This window comes from Paenalcaligenes suwonensis (assembly GCF_011290505.1).
Lineage (GTDB): Bacteria > Pseudomonadota > Gammaproteobacteria > Burkholderiales > Burkholderiaceae_B > Paenalcaligenes > Paenalcaligenes suwonensis.
Window position 1 is genome coordinate 302593 of record NZ_JAANPV010000001.1, and the last position, 24411, is coordinate 327003.

Annotated in this window: 23 protein-coding genes and 1 pseudogene; 14 read left to right on the forward strand and 10 right to left on the reverse strand. The window is 49.9% G+C overall.

Annotated features, from left to right (window positions below):
* Positions 1-13 precede the first annotated feature (13 nt).
* The 4 genes and pseudogenes from GY634_RS01370 to GY634_RS01385 all read left to right on the forward strand — a co-directional run bounded on the left by GY634_RS01370 (position 14) and on the right by GY634_RS01385 (position 4357).
* A complete protein-coding gene (locus tag GY634_RS01370) occupies positions 14-940 on the forward strand; it encodes a TPM domain-containing protein (protein ID WP_242683568.1) in 927 nt (308 codons plus the stop codon).
* 9 nt (positions 941-949) lie between these two features.
* Positions 950-1444: a TPM domain-containing protein gene (locus GY634_RS01375; RefSeq protein WP_166406784.1), complete on the forward strand. Its 495-nt coding sequence runs from the start codon at positions 950-952 to the stop codon at positions 1442-1444.
* A gap of 57 nt (positions 1445-1501) precedes the next feature.
* Positions 1502-2923 (forward strand): DUF2868 domain-containing protein, encoded by a 1422-nt coding sequence (locus GY634_RS01380; protein WP_166406785.1) that lies wholly within the window; start codon positions 1502-1504, stop codon positions 2921-2923.
* Positions 2916-4357: pseudogene (locus tag GY634_RS01385) on the forward strand (DUF3482 domain-containing protein). The gene GY634_RS01380 and the pseudogene GY634_RS01385 overlap by 8 nt, the downstream one beginning before the upstream one ends.
* 8 nt (positions 4358-4365) lie before the next feature.
* Here the strand turns inward: GY634_RS01385 and GY634_RS01390 are convergent.
* On the reverse strand, positions 4366-4614 hold the full coding sequence (locus GY634_RS01390) for a GlsB/YeaQ/YmgE family stress response membrane protein (protein ID WP_166406786.1): 249 nt from the start codon (positions 4612-4614) through the stop codon (positions 4366-4368).
* Between the two features lie 695 nt (positions 4615-5309).
* Here GY634_RS01390 and GY634_RS01395 point away from each other — a divergent pair.
* Positions 5310-5831 (forward strand): putative pterin-binding protein, encoded by a 522-nt coding sequence (locus tag GY634_RS01395; RefSeq protein ID WP_166406787.1) that lies wholly within the window; start codon positions 5310-5312, stop codon positions 5829-5831.
* Here GY634_RS01395 and GY634_RS01400 read toward each other — a convergent pair.
* From GY634_RS01400 to fmdA, 3 genes are all read right to left on the reverse strand, one after another.
* The gene (locus GY634_RS01400; RefSeq protein ID WP_166406788.1) at positions 5828-6484 is read right to left on the reverse strand and encodes an HAD family hydrolase; all 657 of its coding nucleotides are present in this window, start codon (positions 6482-6484) and stop codon (positions 5828-5830) included. The two genes, GY634_RS01395 and GY634_RS01400, sit on opposite strands and share 4 nt — an antisense overlap.
* 122 nt (positions 6485-6606) lie before the next feature.
* The gene (locus GY634_RS01405) at positions 6607-6897 is read right to left on the reverse strand and encodes an FmdB family zinc ribbon protein (protein WP_166406789.1); all 291 of its coding nucleotides are present in this window, start codon (positions 6895-6897) and stop codon (positions 6607-6609) included.
* Positions 6898-6961: 64 nt separating this feature from the next.
* Positions 6962-8161 (reverse strand): formamidase, encoded by a 1200-nt coding sequence (gene fmdA / locus GY634_RS01410; protein ID WP_166406790.1) that lies wholly within the window; start codon positions 8159-8161, stop codon positions 6962-6964.
* Between the two features lie 499 nt (positions 8162-8660).
* On the opposite strand from fmdA, the gene GY634_RS01415 reads away from it, so the two are divergent.
* Positions 8661-8999: a P-II family nitrogen regulator gene (locus tag GY634_RS01415; protein WP_166406791.1), complete on the forward strand. Its 339-nt coding sequence runs from the start codon at positions 8661-8663 to the stop codon at positions 8997-8999.
* 43 nt (positions 9000-9042) lie between these two features.
* Positions 9043-10269 carry an ammonium transporter gene (locus GY634_RS01420; protein WP_166406792.1) on the forward strand — a complete coding sequence of 409 codons (1227 nt, stop codon included), beginning with the start codon at positions 9043-9045 and terminating at the stop codon, positions 10267-10269.
* Positions 10270-10513: 244 nt separating this feature from the next.
* Here the strand turns inward: GY634_RS01420 and GY634_RS01425 are convergent, their stop codons facing one another.
* From GY634_RS01425 to GY634_RS01435, 3 genes are all read right to left on the reverse strand, one after another.
* Complete coding sequence (locus GY634_RS01425) at positions 10514-11929, reverse strand: aspartate ammonia-lyase (protein WP_166406793.1); 1416 nt, start codon at positions 11927-11929, stop codon at positions 10514-10516.
* Positions 11930-12421: 492 nt separating this feature from the next.
* On the reverse strand, positions 12422-13669 hold the full coding sequence (locus tag GY634_RS01430) for a D-amino acid dehydrogenase (protein WP_166406794.1): 1248 nt from the start codon (positions 13667-13669) through the stop codon (positions 12422-12424).
* A 91-nt stretch (positions 13670-13760) separates the two neighbouring features.
* A complete protein-coding gene (locus tag GY634_RS01435; RefSeq protein WP_166406795.1) occupies positions 13761-14681 on the reverse strand; it encodes a LysR family transcriptional regulator in 921 nt (306 codons plus the stop codon).
* Between the two features lie 527 nt (positions 14682-15208).
* On the opposite strand from GY634_RS01435, the gene GY634_RS01440 reads away from it, so the two are divergent.
* Entirely contained in the window at positions 15209-16204 is a 996-nt protein-coding gene (locus tag GY634_RS01440) for a TAXI family TRAP transporter solute-binding subunit (protein WP_166406796.1), read from the forward strand.
* Positions 16205-16301: 97 nt separating this feature from the next.
* On the forward strand, positions 16302-18905 hold the full coding sequence (locus GY634_RS01445; protein WP_166406797.1) for a TRAP transporter permease: 2604 nt from the start codon (positions 16302-16304) through the stop codon (positions 18903-18905).
* A 49-nt stretch (positions 18906-18954) separates the two neighbouring features.
* Here the strand turns inward: GY634_RS01445 and GY634_RS01450 are convergent, their stop codons facing one another.
* Positions 18955-19365, reverse strand: a complete 411-nt coding sequence (locus GY634_RS01450; protein ID WP_207625450.1) for a hypothetical protein — start codon at positions 19363-19365, stop codon at positions 18955-18957.
* A gap of 20 nt (positions 19366-19385) precedes the next feature.
* Entirely contained in the window at positions 19386-19919 is a 534-nt protein-coding gene (locus tag GY634_RS01455) for a VUT family protein (RefSeq protein WP_166406798.1), read from the reverse strand.
* A gap of 175 nt (positions 19920-20094) precedes the next feature.
* Between GY634_RS01455 and infA the strand changes: the two genes are divergently transcribed.
* Positions 20095-20358 carry a translation initiation factor IF-1 gene (gene infA / locus GY634_RS01460; protein ID WP_135864739.1) on the forward strand — a complete coding sequence of 88 codons (264 nt, stop codon included), beginning with the start codon at positions 20095-20097 and terminating at the stop codon, positions 20356-20358.
* Between the two features lie 44 nt (positions 20359-20402).
* On the opposite strand, the gene rfbC is transcribed toward infA, so the two are convergent.
* Complete coding sequence (rfbC, locus tag GY634_RS01465) at positions 20403-20942, reverse strand: dTDP-4-dehydrorhamnose 3,5-epimerase (RefSeq protein ID WP_166406799.1); 540 nt, start codon at positions 20940-20942, stop codon at positions 20403-20405.
* Positions 20943-21050: 108 nt separating this feature from the next.
* Here rfbC and GY634_RS01470 point away from each other — a divergent pair, with 108 nt between their 5' ends.
* The 4 genes from GY634_RS01470 (at position 21051) to GY634_RS01485 (ending at position 24402) form a co-directional block, all read left to right on the forward strand.
* Positions 21051-22598, forward strand: coding sequence for a sensor histidine kinase (locus GY634_RS01470; protein WP_166406800.1), 1548 nt, complete (start codon positions 21051-21053; stop codon positions 22596-22598).
* Positions 22595-23203, forward strand: coding sequence for a response regulator transcription factor (locus GY634_RS01475; protein WP_166406801.1), 609 nt, complete (start codon positions 22595-22597; stop codon positions 23201-23203). Before GY634_RS01470 ends, GY634_RS01475 begins: the two co-directional genes overlap by 4 nt.
* A 92-nt stretch (positions 23204-23295) precedes the next feature.
* Positions 23296-23784, forward strand: coding sequence for a GlcG/HbpS family heme-binding protein (locus GY634_RS01480; RefSeq protein WP_166406802.1), 489 nt, complete (start codon positions 23296-23298; stop codon positions 23782-23784).
* A gap of 156 nt (positions 23785-23940) precedes the next feature.
* On the forward strand, positions 23941-24402 hold the full coding sequence (locus GY634_RS01485) for an adenylyltransferase/cytidyltransferase family protein (RefSeq protein ID WP_166406803.1): 462 nt from the start codon (positions 23941-23943) through the stop codon (positions 24400-24402).
* Positions 24403-24411 lie beyond the last annotated feature (9 nt).

Sequence of the window (24411 nt, forward strand, 5' to 3'; positions counted from 1 at the left end):
ACGGGTGATACATATGCCTACTAGTTCTAGCGTGTTGCTGCGTTGGCGTGGCTTTTGGATGGCATGTTGGTTTGCGTTGATGTGCCTGCCTGTGCAGGCCGCAAACGTTCCTTTGCCACCGCTTAATGATTGGGTGACCGACACTACAGGTACGTTAAGCCGTGCGCAACAACAGGCCATGAGCCAAGAACTACAGGCACTACAGCTGGAAAAAGGCGCACAGTTATTTGTGCTAGTTGTGCCAACTACAGGCAACGATAGTGTAGAAAGCTATGCGCGGCGCGTTTTTGATGCGTGGAAAGTAGGGCGTAAAAAAGTAGACGATGGTGTATTGCTGCTAGTGGCCAAAGATGATCGTCGTCTGCGCATTGAAGTGGGCTATGGGCTAGAAGGTGCCATCACTGACTTACAGGCAGGGCGCATTATTCGCGAGCAGATTACACCTTACTTTGCACAGGGCGATTACGCCGCAGGTATTGCTGCAGGGGTGACAAGCTTAAGCGGTTTGATTCGTGGTGAAAGTTTGCCTCCGGTCACACAAAGTGCTGATGACGATGAAAGCCCTGCCATCGTATTAATTCCGTTAGCCTTTTTTGCGCTAGTGATGCCTGTGGTAGCGGCTGCCTTAATGGCGGGTGTCTTTGTATTTATCCTGTTTGAAAGTTTGCCATTAGCACTCATAGGGGCTGTGGTAGGCGTGGTGATTTCACTAATAGGGTATGTCATCGGAGCGGGTGGCAGACGCTCAGGCTCCGGCAGAGCCTCTAAATATGGCGGAGCATTGGATGGCTTGGCTAGCCATGGCCGTAAGCGAGGTCGAGGTAACTTCCCCGGCGGTGGTGGTTTTGGTGGAGGGGGCGGAGGCTTCGGTGGTGGCGGTGGTTTTGGCGGCGGAGGCGGCGGTGGCAGTGGCGGCGGCGGTGCTTCTGGTAGCTGGTAGGAGAAACCCATGGCAAGACTATTAAAGAACATGATGGGCGTGGCGCAAGTGCAAGGGCACTGGTTGCGCCACAAGCATTTCAGCGCTCAGGTGCTAGAGCAAGTTGCACAACGTATCCATGACAGCGAACAAGGTCATAGTGGTGAGTTGGTGTTGGCGGTAGAGGCAGTGATGCCTAGTCATGAGCCAGACAGCTATCTACGGGCCTTGGAAGTCTTTGGCCGACTACGAGTGTGGGATACGCCCTTGAATAGCGGTGTATTACTGTATTTGGCTTTAGATCAGCGCTATATAGAAATTGTGGCTGATCGCGGTATTTCGGCTAGCGCCGAGCAGTGGCAAGAAGTTTGTACTAAATTACAGCAGGCCTTTGGCCGTAAAGCCTATGTTGAGGGCTTGCTTCAAGCGGTAGAAAACATAGAAGCTATCTTGCGCAGTACGGCGCCACCGCTAACAGAATCTACAGAACCTAATTATCTGCCAGATACACCTGTGCTGCTGTAAGCATGGAAAAGCAGTTTGGTTGTGATTGATGTGTTTATTCCCGTTTTCTAGGTTTACATGACACACGAGTTGACATCCCATAGCACAGGTTTTCAAGCGCATTGCTTGGCTGAGGCCGTGCGCCTAAAAGAAAGCGGGTGGGGGCCTTTAGAAGATACGGCAGAAGTACGTCGTGCGATAGCTAACGGTGGCAGCAGTGAAGAACGCTTGCTATTTAGAGCGCAGTTGTTAGCGCAACGTGAAGGGTGGGCCACGGCGTATCAGCATTTACGGCAGGTGTTGCGGTGGTTATTGCCGCTGGTGCTGCTACTAGCGGTTGTTGCCGGTTTAAGTGCTGTCTGGGGTGTATTGGGAGTAGGCTCAACTATCAATATCATCACCGCGTTGGTGGGGTTGGTGGGCTTAAATGTACTGACCTTGCTGTTTTGGTTAGCCAGTTTTTTTATGGCTAAGGATTCGGCTAAGCCAGGTAGCCTGTTGGGCAAGTTAAGCCTGAAACTCTTGGCGCGCGTGGCGCGTGGTGAAGCTAACACGCTGGTGTTGGGGGCTGGTGTGAATGTGGTGGCACGCCACAAACTAGGGCGCTGGGTGTCTGGTTTGGTCAGCCATACCTTTTGGGTGTGGGCAACACTAGTCGCCATTTTGGCGCTGTTGTGGGCTTTATCGGCAAGGCGATATGGGTTTGGGTGGGAAACTACGCTTTTGTCCGATGGTAGTTTTGTGGTGTTGGTAGAAAGTTTGGGCAGTGTGCCACGTTGGCTAGGTTTTGACGTGCCATCGGCAGAGCTTATACGGTTAAGCAATGGTTTAAACCCGTTAACGGTGGCGGATCAACGTGTATGGTCAAGCTGGTTATTGGGGTGTTTGGTGTGCTACGGGCTTTTGCCTCGTGTGCTGGCTTGGGTAGTCAGTGCGCTGGTGATGCGTTATCGCCTACGGCACTTACAGTTGGATAGGCAATTACCCGGTTGGGTAGAGCAACAAGAACGGCTATTCCCCGTGCATGTGAAGGTGGGGGTAGATGCTGAAGCACCCGCTGATTACGTAGCGGCTGTGCAGCCTACAGTTTTTATACCGCCCAGCCCTTCGGATACGGTGTGTGTAGTGGCGGTGGAATACCCTTCTGATCGCCCTTGGCCACCGCATATCTTACCCACAGGGTGGGTGGATGCTGGTGTGGTGGATACGCGTGCTGAACGAGAGCAGTTATTGCAGCGTTTGCTACAACAGTCACCTGACTACCTAGTAGTGGTGTGTGATGCGGGTCAGACACCAGATCGGGGTGTAGTCGCTTGGCTGGGTGAATTGAGTAGTTATGGACGTTATTGTGCTGTGGTGTTGCAGTTAGAGCCTGATGGTATGGTACAACCCGAACGCTTAGAGGCATGGCGTAATAGGTTAGGGGCTGCCGGGTTTAAGGCAGAACAGGTACACATCAACGTGCAGTCTTTATTTCCTTCTTCTTTGACTTATGAATAACCTGTCTTCAGTGTTGCGATTGGCGGTGGTTGGGCATACCAATACCGGTAAAACATCGTTGTTACGCACCTTAACGCGTGACACCGAGTTTGGTGAGGTACGTAATAGCCCCGGCACCACGCGCCACGTAGAAGCTGTGCGTTTGCAAAGCGATGGTCCGGCTGCGGTAGAGCTATTCGACACACCGGGTATTGAAGACAGTATGGCGTTACGTGATTACTTAGAGCGCTTGGTGTTACCAGGCGAACGCTTAGATGGCCCCAGCGTTTTAGAGCGTTTCTTACAAACCCCCGAAGCGGTGGGGCGTTTTGAGCAGGAAGCCCGTGTGGTGAAGCAGCTCTTGGCGTCGGATGCAGGGCTTTACGTGATTGATGTACGCGACCCTGTGTTGGCCAAACATCAAGATGAATTGCGTATTCTGGCATGGGCAGGTAAACCACTGCTGCCCATACTCAACTTCACTCGCAGTGAAGAACAGCGCATTGATGAATGGCGAGCAGCGTTGGCCGCTGTGGGTTTGCATGCGGTGAGCGAATTCGATACGGTGGCCCCGCCACTCAATGGCGAAGAACAGTTATATGAGCGTTTGGCCCTGTTACTCAGCGAGGCGCATGCGCAAACACTGCGCGCTTTGATTACGAACGTGCAGCAGCAGCGTGTACAGCGATTGGAAGACGCTTGGCGACTTCTGGCTGACTTGCTTATAGACGTGGCGGCATGGCGTATGGTGAGTGAGCCCGACGAGCGATCCATGCAGGAAAGTACTCGTACCATGCAAGAGCAGGTGCGTAAGCGTGAAGAGCGTTGTGTGAAGGCTTTGCTCAAACGGTTTAACTTTACGTCTAGAGACTACTTACCCGATACGTTGTCGTTAGACGGTACGCGTTGGGAAATGGATTTGTTTAACCCCGAAGCCTTAAAAGACTTGGGCGTGCATATGGGTAAAGGGGTGGCTGCGGGGGCCTTGGCTGGTGCCACAGTAGATTTGCTAACCCTAGGCTTTAGCTTGGGCAGCGGTACCGTTATTGGCGCAGCGGCGGGTGGGGTCTGGCAGGGTTGGATAAGTGGGGACAGCGCTTGTTAGGTAAGTGGCAGGGAAAAATGGAGCTTACCGTCGATGACAGTGTGATACGCGTTTTGGCATTACGCCAAACGGCATTGATTCACGCCCTAGAGAGACGCGGTCATGCGGCACAAATTCCTATCGCCATTGCACGCTCAGTCGTGGCGTTGGATGCCGACAGTACCAGTGCCACTGTGCCTGTTATGCCAGAAGGGCAAGCATCAGCATTGGATTGGCGTAAAGGGAGTTTGCCAACTGAATTGTCTGAGGCTAGATTGCATGCTGAATGGAGCACCATGCAGCATATGCAAACGGTATCTAGCCGACGAGAGCAGGCTGTAGCTGCTCTGACGGCCAAATTACGGTTATAAGTGCGTCGTTAGCCTCGCTTGCTAATTAGCCCATAAATGAAGAGCACGACGATAGCACCGAAAACGGAGCCTATCAGGCCTACTTGCGAACCTTCCTGATACAAACCCAAGCTTTGGCCTAAGAAACCACCTACTAGTGCACCGATAATGCCCAGTACGGTAGTCAGAATAATGCCCATGCTTTGATTGCCGGGCATGATGGCGCGTGCCAGCAAACCTACAATAAAGCCAACGATTAGCATCCAGATAAAGCCCATAATGTGCTCCCAGTTACCTACAAGAGTTATCTATTTTAGGAATGGAGCATGTTATCTGTCTGGTATTGGCGTAATAAATTCTGTCAATAATTGTTAGATTGTTATTGAGTAGTTGTTTTGGATTTTTATTAATTTTTAATCTAATAAGAATGTAAATAATTATAAATAAACGACTAGATTAAATAATGAAAGATATAAAAGAGTCACTTCACAATAGACGCTTTGTTACGACTGCACAGCACTGATACTGTTGGGTAACAGAAGTCATGGGTGTGACGTGTTTTCCATACCAGAAATACTGCTAAGGCTTGCTACGTATAGAGTGCAGGGCATAGCTTTGGTTAGTTATTTCCTGTAACTGTTGTTTTGCAGCGCCTGCTGGTAAGTGGTTGTATCATCTCCAAGCAGTAGAGGGTAGTTTTGGTGTTTAGCCTACGTCCCCAATGAGTGACCATTAAAAATCTAAATGTTAATTGTTAATAACGGTTAATAACTGGCTGTTAAAAGAATCTAATATCTTCAAATATTGTAAATAAGTTTATTTGTGTGACAATAATTTGCCATACTGTGATTATCATTTTCGAAAATATTTATCTGCTTCATTTTGTATGTAGCCGGAGACAGCAATGGGTGATATGCCGAATGGGGCAAAGCAAAGAGTAGGGCTCTGGTACTGCATGGGCATGTTGTTGCTCATGCTTTTCACAGTCGTTCCTGCTCAGGCTGAGAATAGTGACGATGTAGTGCTGACTTTTGTGGGTCAGAAAGCGGGCGAGAACGAAGCCCAGGTTTACACGATGAGCTATGCCGAGCTGTATGCTTTCCCTGAACAGAGAATACAGACATCCACGCAAGTGACATATGGATCGCATATATTTAGCGGTCCTTTGATCCGTAATGTATTGGATAGGTACAATTTTGAAGGCGATACCGTCCGGCTAGAGGCGCTGAACGGCTATATCGTTGATGTACCGTTAAGCGATTTCAGACGTTTTGATGCAATTTTTGCGCACTCCATGAGTGGGCTACGACTGTCTGTGCGCCATTTCGGCCCTGTATGGGTGGTATACCCACGCGACTCTATGAAAGAGTTGCAGGACATTCGTTATGACATGCGTTGGGTATGGCAGTTACGCACTGTTGTGGTGTATGACAGTCAGCTAAACCGTAATCTCAGCAATTGTGATTATTGCGACGAAGAAATATCGCACGGCTAATGCAGCTGTAATAATGCGGGCAATTCTTGCATATGATTGAAAGTGCGTTGTACACCCAGCTCTAGCAAAGGGGCTGGGCGGTGTTTTGGGTCGTATGCCCATACGGTCGCACCCGACGCAACACCCGCTTGTATACCGGTCACGCTATCTTCAATAATTAAACAGTCTTCCGGTGCGCAGCCAAGGCTAGACATGGCCTTTAGGTAGACGTCGGGGTAGGGTTTATTACGTGCGACATCGCCGCCACTAAAAATGCGGTCATCAAAAAACGCTAAAAGCCCCGTCATTTCTAGTTGTAAGTGCAGTTTGCGGTATTCACTGGCAGAGGCGCAGGCCATGTGCGTTCCCCAATGCGCTTGTACCGCTTGCAGTGTAGGAATAATGCCGGGTACAGGTACGAGTTTTTGACGTAACGACTGCATTAAGCGCAGATGAAATTCGTCAATCCAATCTTGTTCCAGCTTTTTGCCTGTGCGGGCCTGAATCAGTTGCAGCTCGTCCTTGGTGGACTTACCTATAAACAGGGTTTCGCATTCTTCTGCGCTAAGGTGCCAGCCTAAATCGGCCAGCATTTCTTGCAACAGCCTCAAAGCCAAGGGTTCACTGTCGACTAAGACTCCATCACAGTCAAAAAGAATGGCCTTGTATGGCATGGTTACTGCTACTCCAACAAATGTATTGCACCGGTACATTGTTACACAATACCGGAATGTCTGTGGGGCGTTATGGTGCGATCAGGCCCGTGTAGAAATACGGGTCTGATACCGGATGCTCACTACGCTGCACACACCGCACAGGCTGCACCTGCACAGTTATGCAATACCGAATTGCGCGTGCCAGAACGTGTGCCTGGGCCACGTACATCAGTACCCGCCAAGGCCTGCTGAGGGGTCATGGCGCGCCTAGGGCCATCTTTAAATTGCAGGCTGCGAGGGGCTGTAATTTTGAGGCTAAGCGTACCGGCTTCGCAATCGGGGCAGGTGCTTGGGTCGTGGCGACGTGCCATGGGGCGTAACGCGCTCACAATGCTGTCGCAATGGGAGCATTCATAATCGTAAATAGGCATGTGTAGTCACCTAGTAGTCTACGCAGCCTGTACCAAGGTGATTGGCACAGGCTGTTTTTAGCAATTAGCCTCGGGTGGTTTTCACACCGGGGCGGCCATAGTGGGCAGCTTCATTCAATGCGCCTTGCGGCAGAATGTTGGTATCGAAAATTCCAGTAGGAATGGATACGGAAGCTGAAGCGTTGGGCAGGTCAACTACACCGCCGTAACGGCCTTCCACAGGCGCTGCTGTCAGCAGCATGTAGGCTTGTGCAGGGCTTAGGTCGGTAACACGCGAGATGTAATCGATAGCAGCCAAACACGCTTGACGGTAGGCAACGGTAGCATCCAGGTAGGTGTTCACGCGGTTTTCTACGCTAATACCTGTGAAGCTTAGCCACTCGTCGTAACGTACATCGTGTTTGCCAGGTACGTAGATAGGGGCAGTGATACCGTATTTCGCCATCCCGCCTTTGATCAAGTCAAAGCCCAGATGTGCTGCACCGTCCATTTCTACCGCGCCACAGAAGGAGATCTCGCCATCGCCTTGGGAGAAGTGCAAGTCACCCATGGACAGACCAGCGCCTTTTACATATACCGGGAAGTAAATGCGTGAGCCTATAGTCAGGTTTTTGATGTCCAAGTTACCGCCGTGCTCACGTGGAGGCACGGTGCGTGCAGCTTCAGCAGCAATACGGTCAAACTCAGCGCCTTTCAGACCACGCAGTACGGCTGTTTCTGCGTAAGGCATGTTGGCTTGTTTTTTAGCGCCCAAAGGAGCTTCACGACGGTTCCACTCGCGCAGCAGGTCGTGAGATGGCAAGGTACCAATCAAGCCTGGGTGCATCATGGCACCAATACGCACGCCAGGAATATGACGTGAGGTGGCATGCATACCGTGCAAATTCCAGATAGCTTTGTCGGCGTCAGGGAACGTATCTACCAAGAAACCACCACCGTTTTCTTTGGCAAAAATTCCCGAGAAGCCAACGGGAGTGATGTAACGGATGTCCAGCAGGTCTACTACGAGGATGTCACCGGGTTCGGCACCTTCTACGTGAATAGGGCCTGTCAGCGGGTGTGCCCGAGTCAGGTCTACATCACGTACATCGTTCACGCTATCGGTATCTTTAATCTGGGCATCTAAGAAGTCCAGACATTCCAAAATCATCTCTTCGCCGGGTTTGACGCTAGTGAGTTCTGGGATGTCAGGGTGCCAGCGGTTATGGCCGATTTCTGCCTGTTCAGATAATGGAGCACCAGGTTTGATTTTAATGTGCTGCATAAGGTCTCCTTTTTATAGCGAAGGACGCTTGCTTGTGTTTATAAAAATATATGCCGCGTAATGTATTACGCTAGCTTTCGTAATAACAGCATGGTGTGAGGCGCTTTGTCAAAGAGGGAAATCCGCTGTTGAGTTCACGGATATAACCCGTCGGTCACATTGTTTCTTAGGCCGGTTTTTGAGGATGGAAAACGTATTACCTCTGATACCGTTGTGTTTCATACGTTTGGGAGCGACGTAGCCGCAGTTCAGAAGGCCCATTACCCCTCTGAAAATGCATTGTTGGTGATTTTTGTAGTAGCGCCACCACGAGAATCTAAGGGTAAACACGAAGTTCTGGTGCGTTTTTTTATTTGTGTTTATTTTAGTAAATAGGGCGTTTGGCGAGTCCGAGTATTCCTGGAAACAGGCCTCGTGATCGCAAGGTATTTTTTCTCTGGAGCTCTGGCACGCCTAGCGTGCCTGCACATCTTTTTAAAGAGCAACAGAGGAAATAATCATGAAATTGATTACTGCCATTATTAAGCCCTTCAAGCTGGATGATGTTCGAGAAGCATTGTCTGAGCTTGGTGTTCAGGGCATGACCATCAGCGAAGCGCGAGGCTTCGGGCGACAAAAAGGCCATACCGAGCAGTATCGCGGTGCCGATTATGTTGTCGACTTTATCCCCAAATTACGAATAGAAATTGCTGTCAGCGACCACGACGTTGACCGGGCAATAGATGGCCTATGCGCGGCGGCTTATACCGGTGCCATTGGCGATGGCAAGGTGTTTGTTTTGCCATTAGAGCGGGTGATCCGCATTCGTACACAGGAAACAGGGGATGGGGCGATATGACGCCTGATCCCTGCTGATGCTATTTATTATTTAAGGAATACACATGAACTCAACAGATTTTGTTTGGGTCAGCGTCGCGACGTTGCTCGTGCTGATGATGGTCGCGCCCGGTCTTGCTTTGTTTTACGGTGGATTGGTGCGCGGTAAAAATGTGCTGTCGGTGTCTACCCAAGTGTTGACCACCTTCAGTTTGGCCGTGGTTATATGGTTTGCTTATGGTTACTCGTTTGCGTTTACCGAAGGCAATGCCGTGATTGGCGGATGGTCCAAACTATTTTTTGCTGGCATGTTGGATCTATCTAGCGACTCGTTTGAGGTGGCCGGCAGCATTCCTGAAATCAGCTTTGCGGCGTTTCAGGCCACTTTCGCTGGTATTACGTGCGCACTGATTGTGGGTGGTTTTGCCGATAGAGTACGCTTTGGTGCGGTGATTCTATTCACAGCCATTTGGATGACATTTTCCTATTTGCCTGTTGCCCACATGGTGTGGTCGCCGGGTGGATGGTTGTTTGAGCGAGGGGCATTAGACTTTGCTGGTGGTACGGTCGTGCACATCAATGCGGGTATGGCAGCGCTAGTGGCTGCGTGGTATACCGGGCGTCGATTAGAGTATGGGCGTGAAGCGTTACGGCCTCATAACTTGCCTATGACCATGACTGGCGCAGCATTATTGTGGGTAGGTTGGTTTGGCTTTAATGCGGGTTCGGCCTTGGGTGCCAACATGCAGGCAGCCTTAGCCTTTTTGAATACGCTTATTGCGGCAGCAGGCGGTATTTTGGCGTGGTTGTTGGTAGAGCGTCTAGTGAAAGGCAAAGCCTCCTTGCTAGGAGCGGCATCAGGTGCTGTAGCGGGTTTGGTGGGTATTACACCAGCGGCTGGTTTGGTTGGGCCATTTGGGGCATTGGTGATTGGTTTACTGACTGCAGCGGCATGCGTGTGGGGAGTAAATGGTTTGCGCCACATGCTGAAAGTGGACGATGCGCTGGATGTGTTCGGGATTCATGGTGTTGGTGGCATCGTTGGTGCACTTCTAACCGGTATTTTTAATGCCCAATTATTGGGTGGGCCCGGTTTGGCCAGCTTTTCCGAAGTACCTTATCAACTGTGGATACAGGCAGAAGGCGTACTGATTACCATGGTATGGTCCGGCGTTGTGGCATTAGGCGCATGCATAGCCGTACATGAAACGATTGGTTGGAGAGTAAGTAAAGATGAAGAAAGCACAGGTTTGGATATTACCTCGCATGGGGAATCCGCATATTCCCTCTAAACGTACTACACGTACAGAAAGAGCAAGGGCAGGCCATTTGGCCTGCCTTTCTACTGTCAGCATAGTTAAGCCTTAACGCTCTGTTTTTAGGGTTTAGCTATGGTGATAAGGTCTAGGTAACGGGCGCAAAAAAGGCCTGAGTTCGGTGTGATACCAGAATCTCAGACCTTAGCTGCGTAGTGTCTAACTTAGCAGTAATACCGTGTTAGAGCGCTATGCGGTCTTCTATAGTGCCAGTAACGAATTACTTGGCTTTGCGCGGAGCAATCATGTTTTCTGGGCGCATTACGTCAGCCAGAACATCTTCTGCCAGCAACTGTTCTTCTTGAACCAGTTCCAACACACCACGGCCAGAATCCAGCGCATGTTTAGCAATGCGTGTGGAGTTTTCGTAGCCGATGTAAGGGTTCAATGCAGTGATCAGACCAATAGACTGTTTAACCAGTGTTTCGCAACGCTCTTGGTTAGCAGTGATATCGTCAATACACAGTGTGCGCATCATGTCGGCAGCACGTGCCAACATTTCAATAGAACTAAACAGCTTGTAGGCAACCAGTGGTTCCATCGCGTTTAACTGCAACTGACCTGCTTCCGCAGCAAATGTCAGGGCTAGGTCATTACCAATCACTTCAAAAGCGATTTGGCTTACGGCTTCAGGAATTACAGGGTTTACTTTACCTGGCATGATGGAGCTACCGGGCTGGCGTGCTGGCAAGTTGATTTCGCCAATACCAGTGCGTGGGCCGCTAGACAACAAACGCAAGTCATTGCTGATTTTGGACAGCTTCACAGCAGTGCGTTTCAGTTCGCCTGACAAGGAAACGAAGTCGCCCATATCAGAGGTGGCTTCGATCAAGTCTGGAGCGGCTTTAATGTTAAAGCCACTGACATCAGCCAAAGCTTGCACAGCTAGCATTTGGTAGTCAGGGTCAGCATTGATACCTGTACCAATCGCTGTACCACCCAAGTTAACCGCTTCTAGCAATTCTGGTGCTTGTTGACGAATGCGACGTGCATCTTCAGCGATGTTGTTCGCGAAAGCGCGGAACTCTTGACCTACTGTCATAGGCACAGCGTCTTGCATTTGGGTACGGCCCATTTTCAAGATGCCGTCAAAGGCGTCAGCTTTGCTGTTGAACGATGCAACCAGTTGGTCCAAGCTTTGAGTCAAACGCTCAACGCTTAGCAACAAGCCTACGCGAATCGCAGTAGGGTAAGCGTCGTTTGTGGACTGAGCCATGTTCACATCATTGTTGGGGTGCAGGTGTTTGTACTCCCCTTTTTGATGGCCCATGCTTTCCAGCGCCACGTTTGCAATCACTTCATTGGCATTCATGTTGGTGGATGTACCAGCACCACCCTGAATCATGTCTACAACGAATTGATCCAGATATTCGCCATTAATAATGCGGTTACACGCATTGGTAATGGCTTGGCATTTCTCGTCACTCAGGCAGCCTAATTTGTTATTGGCTGTTGCGGCGGCGTGTTTGACCATTGCCAAGGCGGCGACAAACTTAGGATAGTTTGCCAGAGTAATACCGGTCAGATTGAAGTTCTCGGCTGCGCGCAGTGTTTGTACACCGTAGTAGGACTCAGCAGGGATCTCTCGTGTTCCAAGAAGGTCTTTTTCTATACGTGAGAGTGAAGAAGTGCTCATAATTAAATGTTTTTAGACGTAGATGTCCGCGGTGATAAAAAACAAAAAATGAAGTGATCGCCCCTTACCAAAGCCAGTCGATGATGGGCGATGCTTGTGATGAGCATGCAGGTTTTTACGAGTGATGGAGCCGCATTCACAAAATCCTGTGTAGGGAGTGAGCGTAGGACTTCAATGTTCGTCATCTATGTTTTTGGCAAGACGCCGCGATGCCCGCGACCCGTACTTTGTAGGGTAGTAACCATGACATGAACCCTACATACTAACAGGCACAGCTGGGAAGTGACACCGTTCTGTTAATTATAGGGTTCAGATGGAGCAATTGTTTCGGCTGATTTACAAAAAAAACTCCAATCGTTGCGTGAGATTCACTTTTTTGTAACCTAAAGGATTTTAGGGTGTTCACCGCGTGGACATTGGGCTGCTCGTAGTGGTTGAGGACTACAGGCAGCCTACTAGGAGTGACATGCGTGCTAGAAACGCAGTTGGTGGTTAGGGGGCGAAAGGAGCTGGGTTTACCGACAACGGGCTGTTGGTCAGCATATCGCTTAGCAACTGGGCTGAACCGGCAGCGAGGGTGAAACCCAATGCGCCATGGCCAATATTCATCCACACATTTTGCGTGTTAGGGCAGGCACCTATCACGGGTTTCCCTGTCGGTGTAGCGGGACGTAACCCTGCCCACGGCTGAGCTTCTTGTAGATTCAGTTGCGGGAAAGTACCTTGAATTTGGTTTTTCAAGATGCCAATGCGCGCTGGGTCTACATCGTTAGAGAAGTTCTTGATATCCACCATGGCCGCAATACGCAGTTGTGTGCCAATAGGGGCATACACAATGCGGCGTGCGTAATCGGTGACGCTGATTTTTGGGAACAGTGCCGACTGATTTTCCTGATCCAAAGTCAGGCTATAGCCTTTGAGGGGGAAGAGCAGTGGTGAGTAGCCTAAGGGTTTTAGCAAGCTACCGCTTTGTACGCCACCAGACACCACAAAGTGGTCAGCTTCTATATCGCCTGCGCTGGTCTGCACGGCATGAACCACCGATCCTGTTTTTTTGAACCCGTGCGCCGTTACACCATTTAACAGGGTGAAGGTGCTGCTTTGTTGCAGCTTTTGCAGCATGGATTTCGCTAATACATGGCAGTCGCCAACCTCTTCATCGGCGGTATAGACGGCACCAATAGCGCGGCCACGCATACCTTCCATAGCAGGTTCAAGCGCGAACAGCTCTTCGGCATCCAACAGCTTTTGCGATGCACCCAGCTTTGCTTGTTTTTCTACTTGGCGGCGCGCGCTGTCCCAGCTTTTAGCGTTCTCATGCACAATGAGTTTGCCATTGACTTGGTGATGAAACTCCAGCCCGTCATGTTCCAGCCAATGATGAATGTTTTGGCGACTTTGGTAGGACAGTGTCAGCAAAGCCTTAGTTGATGCACTTTGCACCGAGCTGCGGCAAGCCATCAAAAAGTGGGTGAGCCAGCGCCATTGCGCGAAGCTGAACTGTGGGGTGAATTTCAACGGGGAATCTTTGCGGCCCAGCCATTTGGGCAAGTCAACAAAGACAGAGGGGTCAGCCAGTGGGGCCACATAGCTGTAACTTAACTGTCCGCCATTGGCGAAACTCGCTTTCAGAGCAACATCGTGTTCAGCTTCAATCAGGGTGACCTGTATGCCCTGTTTAGTTAGTTGGTAGGCAGCGGCTACGCCAACAATCCCACCGCCAATAATGCAGACATGCATGAATATAACCGTAACGTTAAGTGAGTAACGCTTCGATTCTGACAGTGAAGCACGGACTTTTCCAATAGCGAAGCGGGTGTGGTCTATAACATTAGGTTATAGAGTGAGGGGAAAGTAGGTTATCCGTTTTGCTGGGAAATACATACTGTTTGCAGGCTTTTTGTAGTCTGTCGATTAAGGTGCGCTGTATGGCAGACAACGGGTCGTTGGCATGGGTCATCAAGGTGATGGGGATTGTGGTGTGGGGGGTTAATCGACTAATCATCAGCCCTGGTCGCAGCATGGCGTGGGCGGTGATGAGGTCTATAACGGTTTCGCCTAAACCCGCTGCGACTAATGAACACGCTACATAGTGTGTTTGTACTTGTGCGCAGACTTTGGCTTCTACTTTGTGTTCATCCAGAACGCCTTGTAAGACGCTACCCGATGGGTCTCGGGGGTCTAGTGCAATGTAGTTCTTATGGTTTAGATCGCTAATGTGCTTTGCGCCTAGTGTGCCTTCAGGCCCTAGGTGCACCAGTTCTATTTGACCGAGGTGGGTGAGCTGAATGCCCGGCGTTTGTTCGCTAGAAAAAGAAATAATCATATCGAGATCACGCGACAGTAGGGCTTCACGTAATTCGCCACTGTGGTGTGCGCGTAAATCGAAGGTGATATGTGGCTGTGCTTTTTGGCTTTGACGCATTACCTCGGGTAACAAGCCTAAACCCATGGTGGGGTTGATGCCTATGCGCAAATGGCCATGTTGGCTATGACGTAAATTAAATGCCAAACGACGTACGTGGGCTAGCTCATGCTGTAAGTGGGCAACGCGTGGTTCCAAGATGCCCGCTTCTCGAGTGGGTTGCAGGCGGCCTTTGATGCGTTCAAATAACTTAAAGCCCAATTGCTGCTCTGCGCTAGCAAGCAGTTTGCTGGCGGCAGGCTGTGAAATATGCAGCAGCTTAGCGGCATCCGTTAGCGATCCGGTACGGCAAATCGCATCAAAAATCTCAATATGGCGTAATCGCATGGGCTGAAGAACGCAGTAGAAACAAAGGTGATGCTGCCATTATTACATGCCTTTAAGTTATAGGGTGGCAGGGTGGTTAAGGCGGTGGGGTCGCTGCGTGGGGGGTATTGGCTAAGCCTAGAGAAATAGGGCTGCCTAGCGGATCTTTTTAGGGCATGAAATGAGTAGGATTCATGTGTTTCGCTGATTGGAATTTTATTGATTTAACGCATTTGGTTTCCAAATTTATGGCTTATTTTGGGCTTACAGTTATGTGATGAAAGTATTCTGGTGTATAAGTTGGCTGTGCCAGTCTTCTAGGGCTACGGATAAACAAGTATTTGTTATCCATTGATTTTCAAGTATGATTCGCCGATACAGATGTTTCGTTAACGTGTTTTCAGGAATCATTTGTTGTTTAAAATGCGCTGCGAATCAGGGATTTCACTTGTTTTTTTCAAGCAGGAGATCTGTACCATCTAGTGGTTCATTCTGAGCCAACCCAAGGGGTTGCATCGTCGCAAGACGCGTCAATAGAGGAGTCATATATGAATAAAAAGCTAAATCTAAAAGTAAAAAGTTCTACATTCGCAGTGGGTGCTGCGTTCTGCTCACTCTTGCTGGCTCCTCTGCCAGCTGCTGCACAAACCGAGTTTGTGAGTATTGGTACTGGTGGTGTAACTGGCGTGTACTACGCCGCAGGTGGTGCGATTTGTCGCTTGGTGAATAAAGACAGTAAGGATCACGGCGTACGTTGCTCGGTAGAGTCCACGGGTGGCTCAGTATTTAACGTGAACACCATTAAAGCGGGCGAATTGGACTTGGGCGTTGTGCAGTCCGACGTGGGCTATAACGCGTACCACGGTGAAGGCCAGTTTAAAGATGCTGGCGAATACAAAAAATTGCGCTCAGTGTTTTCCATTCACCCTGAGCCCTTTACGGCTGTGGCCAGTAAAGAAAGTGGCGTGAAAAACTTTGAAGAGCTTAAAGGTAAGCGCTTTAACGTTGGTAACCCCGGTTCCGGGACACGTGCTTCGATGGAGCAGTTGCTAGAGCGTATGGGCACAACCCCGCAAGAATACTTCTCATTGGCGTCTGAGCTGCGTCCTGATGAGCATGGTCAAGCACTGTGTGACGGCAAAGTAGATGGCTTTTTCTACGGTGTAGGTCACCCTTCCGCCAACATTCAAGACCCTACCACCACATGTGGCGCTCAATTGGTGAGCATCACGGGTGAGGCGGTAGATTCCTTAGTAGAAGAATTCCCTTACTACGCCAAAGTGGTGATCCCTGGCGGTATCTACCAGAACAACCCTAATGATGTGCCTACCTATGGTGTGTTGGCGACGTTTGTGACCTCTGAAGACGTGCCTGAGAACCGCGTGTACGAAGTCGTAAAAGCGGTATTTAACAACTTTGAAGATTTCAAACGTTTACACCCAGCGTTTGCTAACTTGCAGAAAGAAGACATGGTGAAAAATGGCTTGTCCGCACCGTTGCACCCTGGTGCAGAGCGCTTCTTTAAAGAGCAAGGTCTGCTGTAATCCTTTGTAGTGCGAAGGGGTGTGCGCATGCACCTCTTCATCGTGGGCTGCCCCAAAAGGGTGGCCCACGTTATCTAGATAATCAGAAGAAGGATGGATGATGAGTAGTAATTCCAATCAGCAAGCCTTACAGCAGATGGTAGAAGAGGTAGATCGAGGTGGTCGCAATGTTACTGGCGCAGTAGCAATGATCATTTCGGTGGTGGCGTTATGTTGGGCATTTTTCCAGTTGTGGTATGCCTCACCGTTGCCGTTTACATTTCACATTGGCATTTTTAATGATACTGAGGCGCGTGCATTGCACTTGGGCTTCGCCATGTTTCTGGGCTATGTCTCGTATCCTGCTAGCAAAAAATCAAACCGCGATCGTGTTCCCTTACTCGATTGGGTACTAGCGATTATTGCGGCGTTTTGTGGTGCGTATTTGTTCCTGTTCTACCGAGAACTGTCATTGCGCCCCGGTATTCCTACCACCATGGACGTTGTAGTTGCCAGCATTGGTTTGGTGTTGCTGTTAGAAGCAACGCGCCGTGCGTTGGGCGCTCCCATGGCAGTGTTAGGTACGTTAGTGATTATTTACGTCTTTCTAGGCCCGCACTTGCCTGATGTGTTGGCACACCGTGGTGCGTCGCTAGAACGTTTGGTTTCGCACATGTGGCTGACTACCGAAGGGGTGTTCGGTGTGGCGCTGGGTGTGTCGGTATCCTATATTTTCATCTTTGTGATGTTGGGCTCATTGCTAGACCGCTGCGGGGCAGGGAACTACATGATGCAGGTTTCCTTCTCGTTGTTGGGGCACTTGCGTGGTGGTCCAGCGAAGGTGTCAGTAGTGTCATCGGCTGTGAACGGCATGGTGTCAGCCTCGTCTACGGCGAACGTCGTGACTACCGGTATTTTTACTATTCCGCTGATGAAGCGTGCTGGTTATGGTGGCGTGCGAGCAGGGGCGATTGAAACTGCGGCATCGGCTGACGGGCAAATCATGCCACCGGTCATGGGTGCGGCGGCATTTTTGATGATTGAGTATGTGGGTATTCCGTACACGGAAATCATCAAGCACGCGCTATTGCCTGCGGTACTGTCCTATGTGTCACTGTTTTACATTGTGCACTTAGAAGCACTGCGTTTGGGCTTGCAACCCATGCAGGCGGCCACGCAAGCGCGTACACCTATTCAGCGCATAGGGCGAATGGGGATGGGGATTTCCGCCACCATTATTGTGGTCGCGTTGATCTATTGGATAGGGGTGGGGACACAGCAGTTATTCCCGCAACAGGCTTTTGGTATTTTAGTGACCTTACTGATCGCACTGTATGTGGGGTTGGTGTGGATGGCCTCTAAGCATGATGACTTGCCTGATTTGGTGAAGCAAGATGGCACTATGACGCGGCCTGAGGTGTGGCCCACGGTGCGTACTGGTCTGTTCTTCCTGATCCCTATTGGTATTTTGGTGTGGTGCTTAACCATTGAGCGTTTCTCGCCAGGTTTATCTGCTTTCTGGGCAGTCACAACCATGCTGACGTTGATGCTAACGCGCCGCCCTTTGCAAGCCTTTTTCCGCCGTCAGCAGGTAGGCAAGGCGTTAGCAGAAGGTATTAAAGACACCCTTGTAGGTTTGCAAGAAGGTGCCCGCAACATGGTGGGTATTGCCTTGGCGTGTGGTACGGCAGGTTTGATCGTGGGTACCATCACCCTAACAGGGCTAGGTCTGCGCATGACATCTTTCGTGGAACTGGTGTCCATGGGGAACGTGCTGTTGATGTTGGGCTTCACTGCTGTAGTGTGTTTGGTGTTGGGTTTGGGTATGCCCACTACCGCCAACTACATTTTGATGGCTACCTTGATGGCGCCTGTAGTGGTTGAATTAGGCGCACAAAGCGGCCTGATCATTCCGCTGATTGCCGTACACATGTTCGTGTTCTATTACGGGCTAATGGCCGATATTACGCCACCCGTGGGGCTGGCAACCTTTGCGGCGGCGGCGATTGCTGGGGAAGACCCACTGAAAATTGGTCTGCAAGGCTTTAAATACGCGATGCGTACCGCCGTGCTGCCCTTTATGTTTGTGTTTAACCCGCTGCTGCTGTTGATAGGTATAGAAAGCTGGTACGAATTTGTGTTTGTGGCGTTCGGTTCTATCATGGGCTCACTGGCTTTTGCGGCAGCAACCATGGGCTGGATGCGTATCAAGTCAAAATGGTGGGAAATCGTACTGTGCTTGGTGGTGATGTTCATCATGTTCCGCCCAGATTGGTTCATGAACCATATCCAAACGCGTTACTTGGATGCAGAACCAGCACAAATCTATGCTGTGGCCGCCGATTTACGCCCAGGCCAACAACTGGTGGTGGAAATTGAAGGGATGACGCTAGAAGGCGATACCATCCGTAAAACGGTAGGTGCTGAATTGCCGATGCTAGAAGAGGGCTCTACGCTGACGGGTGAAGCAGCCGGTCGTAAGCGTATGGCAGATGCGGGCATTGGGGTGATGGCCTTTGGTGATATGGTGCAACTTTCCAATATCGGTTTTGGTAGCCAAGCCAGACGTTCTGGTTGGGAGCAAGGGTGGGATGTGATGGTGGTTAAACAGCCTAACCCTAGTGCATTGATGGATTACTACATGTATTTGCCAGCGTTGCTGATACTGGCATTCTTGTGGTGGAATCAAGGTGTACGTATGCGTAAAACCGAAGAGGCATAATGCCTTATCTACGCAGAAAAAAGGCCACCTAATAACGGTGGCCTTTTTGTTAGGGTTGCGCCTGAACGCGCGTGGTGACGCGCTGGCCTAAAGCGGGTAGTTCAAAGCAGCCTTCTACTTCTACGGCTACACCCAACACAGCAACGCAATCTCTCGCGATCACCTGAGTCAGCATTTCCACATCTCGCACGGTTTTGTGGCCTATAAAGGCCTGTATATATGCGCTAAGCGAGAACACTTCTAAAAAACGTTGGGGGGCGTGATAGCGAATAGACAGCGTAGAGCCTGTACCGGGGTTGCGAGAGGCAGGGCACAGTTCGGGTAAGGTCAGTAGGTGTTCCTGCCAGCTTTGATACTGTGGGTGAGGGTTGGCAATGGTTTTCAGTAATGCACCCGTATCCGGTGAGCGATAGCTGTGTGCATCGGCTGGCACATAAGTGTGGTCAGTAGATGTAGTCATAAGTAGGGCCTACGAGGAAATCAGGGTGATACCGTGCGGCGTTCACGCACAGAAATAAACGGCAAGTACGCCACTGCCGCAGCAATCAGATACTTACCCAACACGTCAGCATAGATAATTTGCAGCATGTCGTAGCTGCTCATCATGCCGGCAAAGGCAAGTAGGGTAAAAGCAAGGCTATCTAGGGGCACACTCACGGCGTGGCTAGCGAGTACACGTTTATGCCAGCGGTAATGACGCAAGCGCTGAAACATCGCTGTGTCAGCCAGTTCGCTAACCAAAATCGCGATAAACGATGCCAATAAAAATCGGGGGCTGATCTGGGCTACAAACTGGCCGTATAAGGTGGTGATGAGTACAGCGGAGCCTATGGCCAGATACACCGTAGGTAAACCGTATTGGTGCAGGCGATCACGTAGGGTGAAAACGGCTGCAAAAAAGATGGAGCCAATACTAAACAGCCCAAACCAGGGCAGTTCAATAAAGCTGTCCAAGTAGACATTGGCTAACAGAACGGCGCAGGCATACGCCGCTAGCCATGTAGCGCGCAACATAGAAAACTCCTGCCGCCACCAGAAAAATAGTCCGGCGCAGCGTCATAGCGAAGATCGCGACAGAGGGCAAGAATCCCAAGCCGCAAGTAACCGCCAAGTTTAGCGTACTTTATTGAAAAATCACTAAAAAAAGGCGTATGTTATACTAGTAGTCTAATTTTTTAGGAGCAAACTATTGGCTAAAGAAGAAATCCTTGAAATGCGTGGCACAGTGAATGAAGTGCTGCCAGATTCACGCTTCCGTGTGACCTTAGAAAACGGTCATGAATTGATTGCCTACACAGGCGGCAAAATGCGTAAACACCACATTCGCATTTTGGCTGGTGATGATGTTTCACTAGAACTGTCACCTTATGACCTAAGCAAAGGTCGTATTACCTTCCGTCACCTCAAAGATCGCGCCCCTCGTCAGCCGCAGAATCGCGCTGCACGTCGTTAATTTGTACGCTGCAGGCTGTTGCACAGCAGTTTTGTAAACCTTTTTTATAGTCGTTGCATACGTGCTTGTAACGTAGGCAGTGCTAGGTCTTTGGTAGATAAAACAGGCTGCTGAATAGGCCAGGGGATGGCCAGATCGGGGTCATCCCAGCGTACGCCATCTTCATCGTCCGGGCAGTACACGTCTGTGCACGAATAGTGCACGTCGGTAAGGTCGCCCAATACGCAGAACCCATGCGCATAACCTGGAGGAATCCAGAGTTGTAGGTGGTTCTCGTCGTTTAACTCTACCCCCACGTACTGTGTATAAGTGGGTGATGCGGGGTTAAGGTCTACGGCTACATCGAAGGCCGCTCCACGGCTGACTCTAACCAGTTTCCCTTGGGGGCGTGTACGTTGCTGATGTAAACCACGCAACACACCACGCTGGGACCTAGAGTGATTTTCCTGCACAAAAGGCTGCGTAATTCCCACTTGCTGATAGCGTTCCAGTTGGAAGGTTTCAGTAAAAAAACCACGCTCATCCTTATAAACCTTGGGTTCTATGATGAGTACGCCGGGTAGTGCAGTGGTGATGACTTTCATCGTTATGGTCAGGTGGTGAAAGGGTGATTTTACGGTATGCGTGATAAACGCGGTGCGAGCCCTATGCCATAATTCGTACTCATCATGCGTTATGGGACGCGTTACGTTATGCGTACAAGCTCGTTTTTTCTTTACCGCTACAGTGTAGCAATACTGATTGGTGTATTGCTGGTGCTGCTAACCATTGCAGGGTTGGCGAGTTGGCGTTATCACACCCATGTACAGGTCTTAGAAAAAGAAAGCGTATTGCTGCAGCGGTTGGCATCGCAACGAGCCGGTCAGCATGATGCGCATTTGACTGCCTTAGCTGCTGTGGTGCAAACCTCGGTAGATCAGAGTGGTCACGAGCTCTTCAAAGATGTAGCGCACAGTATTCTGAATTTTTATCCCAGCATTGATGCCATTGAGTTGGTGACACAACCCACAGCCGATGAAGCACCTACCGGTGTAGGGGCTGTAGACCCTAGTATTCAAACGTGGATACAAGAGCAGGCATGGACGGGCAACGAACACATGAAATTGTTGGTGCATCCCACACATGCAGGGCATTACTTGCTGATCAAGCGTAATCCAGGGTTGGATGCATTGGGGTATGCGCTGTTGTTGGATATAGATGCCGCGAGGTTGCTGGGCAATGGCGAAGCACTGTGGTCGCAGCCAGACGTGACGTTACGATTATCGTTGCCTGACGGCACGCCCTTTTTGGGCGAGCCTATAGATACAGCGAATGCCATGCATTTTTCTAAAGCGCTGAGCAGTGCAACACAGCCCCTGCTGTTGGAAACCGGGCTGAAACTAAAATGGCGCGATCTACTACCGCTGTGGCCAACTTTAGGCATGGTGTTGCTGGTAAGCCTAGCGTATGCAGGTATTTATTTGGGCTGGCGTCAACGTAGACGAGTACAAGCTGCGGTAGAACAAGCACGTATTAGTGGCATGGAATCTAGGTTAGCGCATGCCTCAAGGGTCAATGCCTTGGGTGAAATGGCAAGCGGGCTCACGCATGAGCTGACCCAGCCGTTAACTGCAATCTTGGCGCAAAGTCAGGCCGGTAGACGGTTGCTTACCAAGGGTGACACCGAGCGTTTGGCAAAGTCTTTAGATGAAACCGTGATTCAGGCGCAGCGCGCATCGGCTATTTTGGAGCATTTCCGTCATTGGTCACGCCCACAGCGTTTGCCTACGGTGTCTTTTGATTTGCGTGATGCGTTGCAAAATGTGCTGGCGCTAGTGCGGCAAGAAGCGCAGAACTTGCAGGTACATATCAGTTTGGATGTGCCGGCAACGCCATTACTGGTAAAAGCCGATCCCATAGAAATGGAGCAGGTGCTGTTTAATTTGTTGCGCAATGCCATGGATGCCTTAAAAGAGGCCAGTACAGAGCGGCGCATTCATATTACGGCGATGGAACAAGAGGGTTATGTGCAAGTAGATGTGGCCGACAACGGTCCGGGCGTACCCACACATTTACACAGCGAACTGTTTACGCCCTTTGTGACAAGCAAAGAAGGGGGCACGGGGCTGGGCTTAGCGTTAAGTCAGCGGTTGGTAGAACGTGCAGGTGGTGAATTACTGTTACAAGAAAACTCTAACGCGGGGGCCTTGTTCAGAATACGCTTAGTCAGCCACCCCACTGTCATGGAGCCTCGTGAATGAGTCACCCGGTTTATTTAGTCGATGACGATCAGGCAGTACGCGACGCATTAGAGCTGCTGTTATCTACCGTAGACATCACTGTACAGAGTTTTGCCGATCCACAGCGGTTTTTGGCAACAGTGAGCCAGTTAGAACCTGGTTGCATCATCATGGATATACGTATGCCATGGGTGTCAGGACTTAAAGTACAAGAAAAACTCCTAGAGCTTGGGGTGAACTGGCCAACGATAGTCATCTCTGGGCACGGCGATATAGAAGCCTGTAGGCGTGCATTTAGAAATGGCGCTATAGATTTCTTATCTAAACCGGTAGATGAGCAAGACTTAATTGATGCCATACAAAAAGGCCAAGAAATCGTAGAGAGACGATTGCGTGAGCAGGCAGAAAAAGACGAAACCCTTGCATTGCTGGCGAGTCTGACACCCAGAGAAAAAGAAGTACTAGGAAGAGTAGCCGCTGGCTTTACCTCTAAAGAAATAGCAGAAGGCTTGGGTTTGTCCCCTCGCACAGTAGAAAGCCATAGAGCGGCGTTGGGCGCTAAGCTAGGTACTACATCGCAGGCAGAAATGACGCGATTATGGCTAGAAGGGCGGGAGTATCCGTAGGATTACGTAGTTGGTCTGCAAGCACTACGCATGGTGCAAAAAAGGTGAGCTGTTTATTCTGTAGGTATCTTTTAACTTAGTGGAGATTCAGCATGATTCGTACACTCGCGTTAACGTCTGCATTACTTGTTCCTTTGGCTGCTGGTGCGCAAACCACCTTGCCCACAGCACCTTACCTACCGCTAGAGCTGGCTACTACAGCCGCGCAAGCCGCCGTACAAGCGTGTGCGGCCGAAGGCTATGCGGTAAGCGTGGCCGTTGTGGCACGTGATGGTTCCACCAAAGCCTTGTTGAAAGCCGATAACTCTGGCCCGCACACCGTAGGCAGTGCCACCGGTAAAGCCTTTACATCAGCTGCTATGGGCCGCGACACGGCAGGCTTAGCTGAGTTCATTGCTTCTAAGCCTGCCAACAACGGTATGCGCGATATGGATGAGCGCATGGTGATACAAGGCGGCGGTCTGCCTGTTAAGTTTAATAATGCCCTAGTTGCAGGCATTGGCGTGGGTGGAGCACCTAACGGCGATATTGATGCACAATGTGCTTTAGCAGGGTTAAAAGCCATCGGTGCAGATGTGTAAATAAGCTTGCGATTGTAACGTTTTGAAAAGCCCGCCTGGTTTTCGCTAGGCGGGCTTTCTTGTATTTTGTACCTTAGGATGCAGTATTTGTGCGGATAAGCGGAGCAGCTGGCAGTACAATGTAGTCATCGTAGAGACTCTATTGGAAGAGAAGCAATGAAAAGAACGGTAATAACATATGGAACATTCGATTTGTTTCATATTGGGCATCTTAACCTTTTGAAAAAGTTAAAAGGTTTGGGAGATGAGTTGATTGTTGGAGTATCAACAGATGAATTTAATGAAGAGAAAGGAAAAAGTACAATTATAAAGTTTGAAGATAGATTAAGTATCGTCGAGTCAATAAAGTGTGTAGATATAGTTATTCCTGAGAACTCCTGGGATCAAAAAGAAAAAGATATACAGAATTACAATGTTTCAATATTTGGTATAGGTGATGATTGGCAGGGGAAATTCGATAATTTAAAAACTTTATGCGAAGTTGTATATATTCCTAGAACGACTGGTATATCAACTACAGCAATTAAATCAAAGTTCGGGTTTGTTAATAGAAAGGATTTGGAAGATCTAAAAAAATCCATAGATTTTGTTGGATCAATTTTAGATAAATTAAATTAGAAATAACGA